This is a genomic window from Kribbella sp. VKM Ac-2566 (genome assembly GCF_004366005.1).
In the GTDB taxonomy this organism is placed as follows: domain Bacteria; phylum Actinomycetota; class Actinomycetes; order Propionibacteriales; family Kribbellaceae; genus Kribbella; species Kribbella pratensis.
In genome coordinates, this window is the sequence record NZ_SODT01000002.1 from 184,072 (window position 1) to 193,499 (window position 9,428).

Annotated in this window: 7 protein-coding genes; 3 read left to right on the forward strand and 4 right to left on the reverse strand. The window is 69.5% G+C overall.

Annotated elements, in window-relative coordinates; genetic code table 11:
* Position 1 precedes the first annotated feature (1 nt).
* The 4 genes from EV647_RS02405 to EV647_RS02420 form a co-directional block, all read right to left on the reverse strand.
* Positions 2-1,483 (reverse strand): DUF5719 family protein, encoded by a 1,482-nt coding sequence (locus tag EV647_RS02405; RefSeq protein ID WP_133997670.1) that lies wholly within the window; start codon positions 1,481-1,483, stop codon positions 2-4.
* Positions 1,480-4,392: a glycosyltransferase family 2 protein gene (locus tag EV647_RS02410; protein WP_133997673.1), complete on the reverse strand. Its 2,913-nt coding sequence runs from the start codon at positions 4,390-4,392 to the stop codon at positions 1,480-1,482. Before EV647_RS02410 ends, EV647_RS02405 begins: the two co-directional genes overlap by 4 nt.
* Before the next feature lie 191 nt (positions 4,393-4,583).
* The gene (locus EV647_RS02415) at positions 4,584-4,835 is read right to left on the reverse strand and encodes a WhiB family transcriptional regulator (protein WP_020389877.1); all 252 of its coding nucleotides are present in this window, start codon (positions 4,833-4,835) and stop codon (positions 4,584-4,586) included.
* A gap of 340 nt (positions 4,836-5,175) precedes the next feature.
* Positions 5,176-6,441: a hypothetical protein gene (locus tag EV647_RS02420; protein ID WP_133997676.1), complete on the reverse strand. Its 1,266-nt coding sequence runs from the start codon at positions 6,439-6,441 to the stop codon at positions 5,176-5,178.
* A 114-nt stretch (positions 6,442-6,555) separates the two neighbouring features.
* On the opposite strand from EV647_RS02420, the gene cofD reads away from it, so the two are divergent.
* From cofD to EV647_RS02435, 3 genes are all read left to right on the forward strand, one after another.
* Positions 6,556-7,533, forward strand: a complete 978-nt coding sequence (gene cofD / locus EV647_RS02425) for a 2-phospho-L-lactate transferase (RefSeq protein ID WP_133790260.1) — start codon at positions 6,556-6,558, stop codon at positions 7,531-7,533.
* Positions 7,530-8,504: a coenzyme F420-0:L-glutamate ligase gene (locus tag EV647_RS02430; protein ID WP_133997679.1), complete on the forward strand. Its 975-nt coding sequence runs from the start codon at positions 7,530-7,532 to the stop codon at positions 8,502-8,504. The genes cofD and EV647_RS02430 overlap by 4 nt, the downstream gene beginning before the upstream one ends.
* Before the next feature lie 137 nt (positions 8,505-8,641).
* Positions 8,642-9,307 (forward strand): DUF3105 domain-containing protein, encoded by a 666-nt coding sequence (locus EV647_RS02435; RefSeq protein ID WP_238176982.1) that lies wholly within the window; start codon positions 8,642-8,644, stop codon positions 9,305-9,307.
* Positions 9,308-9,428: the final 121 nt, after the last annotated feature.

Below are 9,428 nucleotides of genomic sequence, written 5' to 3' on the forward strand. Positions count from 1 at the left end.
GCTACCTGAGAGCGGCGCTGACGTCCGGCTGGGCGCCCAGCTGAGCGCGGAACACCAGCGACGTCGTCAACGGCCAAGCGGCCACCTGCGGTACGTCGTCCTCGGCCGGCTTCGCCGCCGGCATCAACGTGACGCCCGCGACCACAGTCCCCCGCGTCTGCTGCACCATCAGGTACGTCGGCCGCGGCTGCGCCGGGAACGAGATCTGTGTCGTCGCGCCACCGACGACGTCCAGCGCCCGCGTGGTCAGCACCCGGTCCGCCGCGTCCCGGAGCTCGAACTTCACGCTGCCGGTCTTCCCCGGCGCGGTCACCTGCAGCATCGCCGGCTGCTTGTGCGCCGGAATGACCAGGTACGCCGGTCCGGTCAGCGCCTCCGCCGACCCCAGCGACGAGAACTCTGTCCGGCTCGCGTCCGTGGATCGCACCGACGCGGTCACCGGCTGGTCCGAGGTCACGGTGATCGCGCTCGCGTCACCGTGCAGCACCGAGTCGAGCATGAACGTCTTCACAGAGCCGGCCGCGATCTGCACGGTCTCCAGCCCGGCCGGCTTGAACGGCCCGTTCGGCCCGTTCACCGTCAGGCTCGCGGTCGCCTGCAGGTCGGTGGGGTTCGCGACCGACAGGATCCGCAGACCGGCACCGGGCGCCACCGCGGGCACGAACACCTTCGTCGCGGGGGCCGCTGAGGTGTTCAGCCAGTCCACGCCGCCCGGCTGACTGCCGTTCGTCGCATTGGACCGGACGGCGGCCGCTACCCGGCCACCTGTCGACTCCACGTGCAGGGCGATGTCACGCAGGTTCGGAGCAACCTGTTTGAGGAACAGCTCGGCCGTGCCGAGTGCCGGGACCACGATGCCGCGGGCCGCCGGCAGGTCCTGCGCACCGGTCCGCGCGTACACGCTGACGTTCACTTCCGCGTTGATGCTGTCCAGGTTGGTCAGCACCAGCACGTCACGCCGGTCGCTTGCACCGGAGGCTCCGACGAACCAGAAGTCCGAACCGGGCACCTGACACGGCACGCTGGCCATGCCGCGGTTCACGCCGTCCTGCGCAGTCGTCGTACTCGTGCCGACCGTGCCCGCTGCCAGCGGTCCGGTGCCTTTGATGGACAGCGGCTCCGGCTTCACGACCGACGCACTCGAACCGATCGTGCCGCGCTTCAGCAGCGAGCCGACCGGGTCCGACGTGGCGGGCAGCGGAGCGATCGTCAACGGTTCGGCGGCCCCTGGCGCGGTCGGCGTACCCTCGGGCAGCGTCGGTGCCACTCCGTTCACCACGCTGGTCATCTTGCCGCCGGGAGACAGCGCCGGGCAGGACAGCGCCGTACGGTTCACCACTGTGCGGGCCGGCTCGGTGACGGCGGCCTGCGCGCGGGTGTCGGCCTTCTCGGGGTGGATGACCACTCCGATCCCTGCCAGCGCGGCCATGGCAACGACGACGGCTCCGATCCGGAGACGCGGGTCGGACAGCAACCGGGTCACCGGTCCCTCCTCGCGTGGGTGCCCTGCGGTACGGCGACGGTGCGGCGCACCGTCGGCAGACAGAAGATCAGTGCGAGGATCCAGCCGATCAGACCGAGGATGCGCCAGACCGTGTGGGTCTGGTCGACCAGCGGCGTCTCGCCCTTGATCTTCGACCGGTCGACCAGCCACGAGGCGTCGCCGTCGTTCGCACTGGCCCTGGTGAGGCCCGGCAGCGAGTCGAGCGTCGACTGCAGCGTCGGGTCCACCGGACCCGGCAGGTACACGTAGTCGATCGCGAGACCGGCCAACTGCCGGCCTTCCTCACCACTACCGCCGCCACCGAGCGTCGCCAGGACATCCGTGAGCGGTTTGGTCTGTGCCGCGGTCGGCGCCGCCTCGAGCGCTCCCATCCGCGGTCCGCCGTTCTTGACCAGCGAGAACCGCATCTGGCCTTCGGGCGCCTTCCGCACCACCAGGATCGACTGGTTGTCCGGTGGATCCTGCGAAGCGACCAGGTACGCCGGAAGGTCCTGGGCGGGACCACGCCACAACGGACCGTCGGCCCCACGCACCAGCCAGAAGCCGGCCGTCACCACGGTCGTCAGCAACACGATCCCGAGCACACCCTGGACGATGATCTCGGTGGACTTGCCGACCGAGTCCCAGGCAACCGCCACGGTGATGATCCAGCCTGCAGTCATCAGGAACATCAATGGCCCGCTGCCACCGCCGAGCCGGCTGGCAACCAGTGTCGCGGCCAGACCGGCCAGCGCGGCGAACCAACCGACCAACTCGTACCGCTGCCGCGACTGACGCAACAGACTGACCAGAGCCACCAGAATCAGCGGTACGGCGAACCACCAGGGCGCCGGCGCACCGACCGGCGTACCTGTCAGCAGATGCGGCAGGCTGTCGCCCGGACCGATCGCGGCGGTCGGCGGACCGCCCGCCTCCTGCCCCAGCTTCGAGGGGTGCCGCACCAGGTCCAGCGTCCACGGCAGCACGAGCAGTAGGCCAAGCACGACCGAGAAGACCAGCTGGCGCCCCTGCCGCCGCCAGCCCAGCCCCAGCACCGCGCCGAAGACCAGGATGACGCTGACCAGCAGAGCCAGTGCCGGCGTGAACGCGAACAGCACCGCCAGACAGATCCCCGCGAACCACGCGGCCCGCCAACTGCCCTGAACAACCACGCGCCGTCGTCGGGCAACGGTGTGGACAGCGGCACCGAGCAGTGGCAGCACGATCGCCGCCACACACGTCCCGATCCGCCCCTGCGTGATCGCACCGTTCGTGAAAACAGCCAGCCCGTACGCCGATGCACCCCAGGCCCGCGCGACACGGTCGACGACGAACGCCCGCAACAACGCCCACGCAGCCAGACCGGCCAGTGGTACCGCGCCGAGCAGCAGAACGTTCACCGCACCGGTGGGACCGAACATGACCGTCGAGAACGCCCAGAACTGCGCCAACCATGCAGGTGGCGTTACGCCTGGCGGAGCCGACGCAGCTGCGTGCCACAACGCCGCAAGGTTCTCCTGCGCGGGCAGCAACAGGTTGGACCGGAGTACGCCGCCGCCGATCAGATCGCGCGCCGCGATCAGCGCACCGATCGCCAGCACGACCCATGCGATCAGGAACGGCCGCCGGATCAGCTGACGCCGCCACCTCGGCTGGTCGACCGCTACGCGCGCAGTGGACTTGGCACGTCGGGCGGTGGTGACGACTTGCTCTTCCGGCTCGTCCGCCCAGGCTTCGCGGATGCGCTCGGAGATCGTGCTGGTCGTCTCCTCCAGGTTGTGCCGCAGTGCGTGCACGGACCGGGAGAACAGTCCCTTGATGTCGTCGTACGGGACTTGGTCGAGACTTCGGCGGTTCTTGCGTGCCTGCGTCCAGCCGCCGGCCAGCAGGGTGCCGAGCAACGCGGTCCACTCGTCGACGGCGCCGGACGGTGTCTTGCCGAGCAGGAACCAGATCGACCGCATCACGGTGCCGAGCAGGAACCGCAGGATCAGCAGCGGAAGCAGTTTGCCGGGAGCGTTCGCGAGAACGGTGTAGTACGCATGGGCGCGGTCGAGCTGGTACGCGTGCCGTCGGGTGCCGGCCAGTGCTCGCTCGCCGGTCGCCGCGGCCTGCGCGTGGTAGACGACCGCGTCGGGCGCGACCCCGACCTGGTAGCCGGCGCGGCTGGCGCGCCAGCCGAAGTCGATGTCGTCGCGGAACATCGGCAGCCGCGGGTCGAAACCGTGCAGGGCCTCCCAGACGTCGCGGCGTACCAGCATGCCGGCCGAGCTGACCGCGAGCACATTCCGCGGCTGGTCGTGCTGGCCCTGGTCCAGCTCGCCGTTCTCGATGCCGGTGTCGCGGCGGCCGCCGAGTGACGTGGTGACGCCGACCTCGAGCAGTTCCCGGTCCCGCGGCCAGAGCCGCAGCTTCGGGCCCCAGACACCGGTGTTCGGCGACATAGTGGCCTGGAGCAACAATTTCTCCAGGGCCTTCGGCGCCGGCGCGCAGTCGTCGTGGAGCAGCCAGAGCCACTCCACCACAGGCATGTGGCCGTCGTCGCCGTACGGGCCGACGGCACTCGGGATCGGCGCGAAACCGTGCGTCTCGAGACCGCGGGCCACCGCCATCCCGAAGCCGGTCCGCGCGGAGACGCTGACGACCGGCTCCACGCCGGGCATCGCGGCGAGCAGTTCGGCGGTTTCGTCGGTGGATCCGGTGTCGACCGCGATCAGCCGGTCCGGGCGCGGGTTGAGCGCCCACAACGCCTCGGACAGCCGCGGCAGCCAGGCCGCGCCCTCATGCCCGACCACCACCGCGGTGACGACATGCCGGACCCGCGGACGACCCATCGGGTCGTCGATGTGATCGGTCGGGAAGTCGACGGAGTCGAAGAATTCCCAGCCGGCCGGGGCTTCTTGTTCCATGCGGAGCTGTGACACCTCGATGCTTGCGGACGGTCACCGTGACCGCAGTCCCGGCGAGGACTCACCATACAGCCGCCGTCGGAGTGTCCGAAAAGCCGCGGGCCCTGGTCCGGAAAGCCGCGGGCCCCGGGGGTGATCACCCCGGGGCCTCGCGGAAGTCCTACGTGAAGTTGTTCGCTGCGTCCGGGCCGTCAGACGGCCTTCTTCTTCAGCTTGCGGCGTTCCCGTTCCGACAGGCCGCCCCAGATCCCGAAGCGCTCGTCGTTCTGCAGCGCGTACTCGAGGCACTCGCCCCGGACGTCGCAACCGAGGCACACCTTCTTGGCCTCGCGGGTGGAACCGCCCTTCTCCGGGAAGAAAGCCTCTGGATCGGTCTGGGCGCACAACGCCCTTTCCTGCCAGTTCGGCTCCTCCTCGATCGCCTCACCGTCGACAATCGCCATCAGCTCTGTCACGGTACGACCTCCTCGACCCTGTTCGTTCCCCTGTACATGTGGGTTTGCGGTCCACATGCCTGACCTCGTCCGTCCTGCGCTCTGCAACGGTCCCCGATACCGAGTGTCCTAACGAACGACACGGTTGAAATTACATTCCTGCAATCCACGAAAGTCAAGCCGTGCTCTGCTATTGGGATCATCCGCAACATGGCCGCAAAAGAACGAGAGGCCTGTAGATACAGACCTCTCGCGCTGTGTACCCGGGCTCAAACCCCGTTGTTCCCGGATTTTTCCCGCAGGTTCGGTAAGGGCTTGCTGTCGCAGAACCGCCCTTGCTGTTGCCTGATCAGGAAGGCTGCGACCACCAACCCTGCTGGCCCTGACCCTGCTGGTTCGGGTCGTTCTTGTCCGACTCGGCCCGCGGGTCGATCCGGGTCTCGTCGGCGGCCTCGGCCTGCGGTGCCGGGTCGGCAGCACCCGGCTGCTGCTCGGCGGCCGGAGTCTCCTCGGCCTGCCAGGCCTGCTCCTGCTGCCATGCCTGCTGAGCCTGCTGGGCCTCCGCCGGCTGCTGGCTACCCTCGACAGCGCCGTGCTCCTGCTGGCCCCACTCCTGGCCGGCCGGAGTCTGCTGGCCGTACTCCTGAGCGCCCCACTGCTGCTGGCCGGCGTCAGCGCCGCGCCACTGCTGCTCCTGCGGCCACTGCTGCGCCGGCTGGGCCTGGTCCTGGCCGCCCCACTGCTGCTGGCCTTCGGAGTTCCAGGCCTGCGTCGGCTCGGCGCTCTGACCCTCGGCGGGCCACGCCTGCTCGGTACCCGGCTGACCGGCGTGCTGCGCGGAGTGCTGACCGGCCTGCTGGGCCTCGGCCTCACCGGCGGACCAGTTCTGCTGCTCGCCCTGGTTCCAGCCCTGCTCCTGCGGCCACTGCTGGCCCTGGTCCTGGCCCGCGACGTAGCCACCTGCGGCGCCGGCAGCACCAGCACCACCAGCGGCCGCGTAACCGCCGTACTGCTGACCCTGGTCGTACTGGCCGCCGAACTGGCCTTGCTGGCCCTGGTCGTAACCCTGCTGGGCGAAGCCCTGCTGCTGACCGTACGGCGCTGTCTGGCCGTACTGCTGGCCCGGCTGACCCTGCTGGAACTGGCCCGGCTTCGGCGCACGCACCGGCGCGGGGAGCGCCTGGAAGGTCTTCAGGATGTAGAAGCCGGCAGCGGCGTACAGCGCGAGGCCGGCGAGCACCATGAGGAAGCTGAAGATCTTCAGACCAGCGGTGCCGTTGTCGTTGAAGCCGGCGAACCCCGCGATCAGGAGGATCAGCGCGGTCACGCCCGTGATGACGAGTGCGGCCAGCGCGACGATCCGCGCGTTCGGGGTCCGCTCACCTTCGTTCACCAGCCACACCGCGCCGACCAGGGCGACGGCGCTCACCAGCCCGGCGAGGCCGAGCTGGCCGCCGAACGGGATGAGCAGGTTCGACACGTAGGTGGAAGCGGAGACGAAACCCGCTCCGCCGACGAACAGCCGGATCAACGCGGCCAGCGCGAGCAGGCCGGAGTATGCGAGCAGGATGTACGCGACCGGCTCTCTGAGCTTCTTGGTTGCGTCGGTGACCACGAGGGCTCCTCGGATGTTGGGGGGCCGTACAACTGAGCTGTGCGGATGTGATGACCCTCCGCAGCATAGTCGTGCGGTGGTCCGCCGCATTGACGACTCGGGCAGACTCTTCCCATGCGATTGACAGTGCTGGCCGGCGGCATCGGCGGCTCCACCTTCCTGCTCGGGCTCCTGAAGGCCCGTCCGGACGCCGAGATCACCGTCGTGGGGAACACCGCGGACGACATCACCCTGTTCGGGCTGCGGGTCTGCCCGGACCTCGACACCGTGATGTACACGCTCGGCGGTGGCATCTCCCAGGAGCGGAAGTGGGGCCGCGAGGACGAGACCTGGGTGATCAAGGAGGAGCTCGCGGCGTACGGCGTGGAACCGACCTGGTTCGGGCTCGGCGACCGCGACGTGGCGACGCATCTGGTGCGCACCCAGATGCTGGACGCCGGCTACACGCTCAGTGCGGTCACCGAGGCGCTGTCCACGCGCTGGAAGCTGCCCGTCCGGCTGCTGCCGATGAGCGACGACCGGATCGAGACCCACGTGGTGGTGGACGACCCGGAGCAGCCCGGGCGGCGCAAGGCCATTCATTTCCAGGAGTACTGGGTCCGTTACCAGGCCGGCATCCCCGCGCACCAGATCATTGCCGTCGGCCAGGACAAGGCCAAGCCCGCACCCGGCGTACTCGAGGCGATCGCGGACTGCGACGTACTGATCGTGCCGCCGTCCAACCCGGTGGTCTCGGTCGGCACGATCCTCGGCGTCCCCGGGATCCGGGACGCGGTCCGGGAGACGAAGGCCCCGGTCATCGGGCTGTCGCCGATCATCGGCACGGGTCCGGTCCGCGGAATGGCGGACAAAGTGCTGGCCACCGTCGGTGTCGCGTCCACCGCGTCGGCCGTGGCCCGGTACTACGGTTCCCGCGCGTCCGGCGGCGTACTGGACGGCTGGTTGATCGACTCCTCCGACGCGATCCAGGCGGACTCGATCGCCGGGGCCGGAATTCACGTGCAGGCGGTGCCGTTGTGGATGACGGACGAGACCAAAACCGCCGCGATGGCTGACGCGGCACTGACCCTCGCGGAGGCCGTACGGCGATGAGGAAGCACCTGGAGATCTTCCCGGTGACCGGACTGCCCGAGGTGGCGGCCGGTGACGACCTGGCCGCGCTGATCGCCGAAGGCACGGACCTGCGCGACGGTGACGTCGTCTCGGTGACGTCGAAGATCGTCAGCAAGGCAGAAGGCCGGCTGACGAACGGCACCCGCCAGGAGGCGATCGACGCCGAGCTCGTGCGGGTCGTCGCGCAGCGCGGTGAGACGCGGATCGTGCAGACCCGGCACGGCCTGGTGATGGCCGCCGCGGGCACCGACACGTCCAACACGACGCCCGGCACGGTCCTGCTGCTCCCGGTCGACCCCGACGCGTCGGCCCGCGACCTGCGGACCGCTTTGAAGCAGCGGTACGACGTCAACGTCGGCATCGTCGTCACGGACACGCTCGGCCGCCCGTGGCGCAACGGTCAGACCGACCTGGCGATCGGGGCCGCCGGCGTCCGCGTCATGGAAGATCTGCGTGGTACGACGGACAGCCACGGCAACGTCCTCGCGGTGACCGAGCCCGCGCTGGCCGACGAGATCGCCGGTGCCAGCGAACTCGTCAAGGGCAAGGCGGACGGCGTGCCGGTCGCCGTACTGCGTGGCTTGGACGACGCCGTACTGCCGGCCGGTGAGCACGGGCCGGGCGCGCGGGCGCTGGTGCGGGACGCCGAGCACGACATGTTCAGCCTGGGAACGCGGGAGGCCGCGCGGGCCGCCGTACTCGATCGGCAACCGCCGGCCGGGCCGCGGGAGGCCGATCCGGCACTGTGGTCCGGACTGCTGGCTGACGTCGACGGTGTCCGTCTCGAGGCGGCAGACAACGGTGTCACGGTGTTCGGTGACGATCCGGTGACCGTCGGCATGGTCGCGGAGCGGCTGGCGGTGCTGCTGCACGCCGAGGGGTACGGCGTGGCGGTGCGTCCGGGACCGGGCAGCGAGGCGACGGTCACGTTCGGCTCACGGTCCCGATAGTTTTCTAGGCAACTTCTCAGGGGCACCTCGTACACTGCCTTCGCACGGCGGCGCGGTGGCCGCCCCGATCCGGGAAGACCAACACTGTGGGTAAAGCGTCGTCGCAGAAACAGTCGCGCCGCGAGATGATCGAGAAGATGCAACGCGAGCAGGCCCGCTCGGACCGCCGCCGCACGATCCTCATCGTGGTGTGCTCCATCGTGGTCGGCCTGGCCATCATCGCCTACCCGGCGATCAAGCTGATCCAGGACTCCCGGACCAAGAACCAGGCCCTGACCGACTTCGGCGTCGCCGCGTCCGCGGCCTCCTGCGACGCGGCCACCAACGACGACGGCGGCGGTACGCAGGACCACCGCCCCGACGGCGAGAAGATCGCGTACGCCGTCTCCCCGCCGTCCTCGGGCCCGCACTACGCGGTCTGGGCGCCGTTCGACAAGAAGTTCTACTCCGACGGCGACCGTCCCCCGGTGGAGAACCTGGTGCACAACCTCGAGCACGGCTACACGATCCTCTGGTACCGCGACACACTGCCGAAGGACCAGATCGACCAGATCGAGAAGATCTCCAAGTCCAAGCTGCCCGACAGCTCGCTCGGCAAGTTCATCGCGGCGCCGTTCAAGGAGTCCGACGGCAAGGCCTGGCCGGACGGCAAGAACCTCGCCTTCGCGCACTGGAGCGGCCCGGACTCGGCCCAGAAGTCCTTCGGCCACCGCCAGTTCTGCGGCTCCGTCAGCGGCGAGGCCCTCAAGCAGTTCATGGAAAAGTACCCAGCCACCGACGCCCAGGAACCCAACGGCGGCTGACCCACCCCCATCCGCGTCCGAGGGGATATCCGGGTCTCCTGTCTGATGTGTGGGTCAGGTGCGGCCTGGGAGGGGTGGTCGGTAGCCGCCGAGGGTGAGCATGGTCAAGGCGATGAGGGCT

What these genes read in the sequence shown, in the direction of transcription:
- EV647_RS02430 (WP_133997679.1), top strand. Translation starts at nt 7,530, where the DNA reads ATGAGGAAGCACCTGGAGATCTTCCCGGTGACCGGACTGCCCGAGGTG.
- EV647_RS02435 (WP_238176982.1), top strand. Translation starts at nt 8,642, where the DNA reads ATGCAACGCGAGCAGGCCCGCTCGGACCGCCGCCGCACGATCCTCATC.
- EV647_RS02415 (WP_020389877.1), bottom strand. Translation starts at nt 4,835, where the DNA reads ATGGCGATTGTCGACGGTGAGGCGATCGAGGAGGAGCCGAACTGGCAG.
- cofD (WP_133790260.1), top strand. Translation starts at nt 6,556, where the DNA reads ATGCGATTGACAGTGCTGGCCGGCGGCATCGGCGGCTCCACCTTCCTG.
- EV647_RS02410 (WP_133997673.1), bottom strand. Translation starts at nt 4,392, where the DNA reads ATGGAACAAGAAGCCCCGGCCGGCTGGGAATTCTTCGACTCCGTCGAC.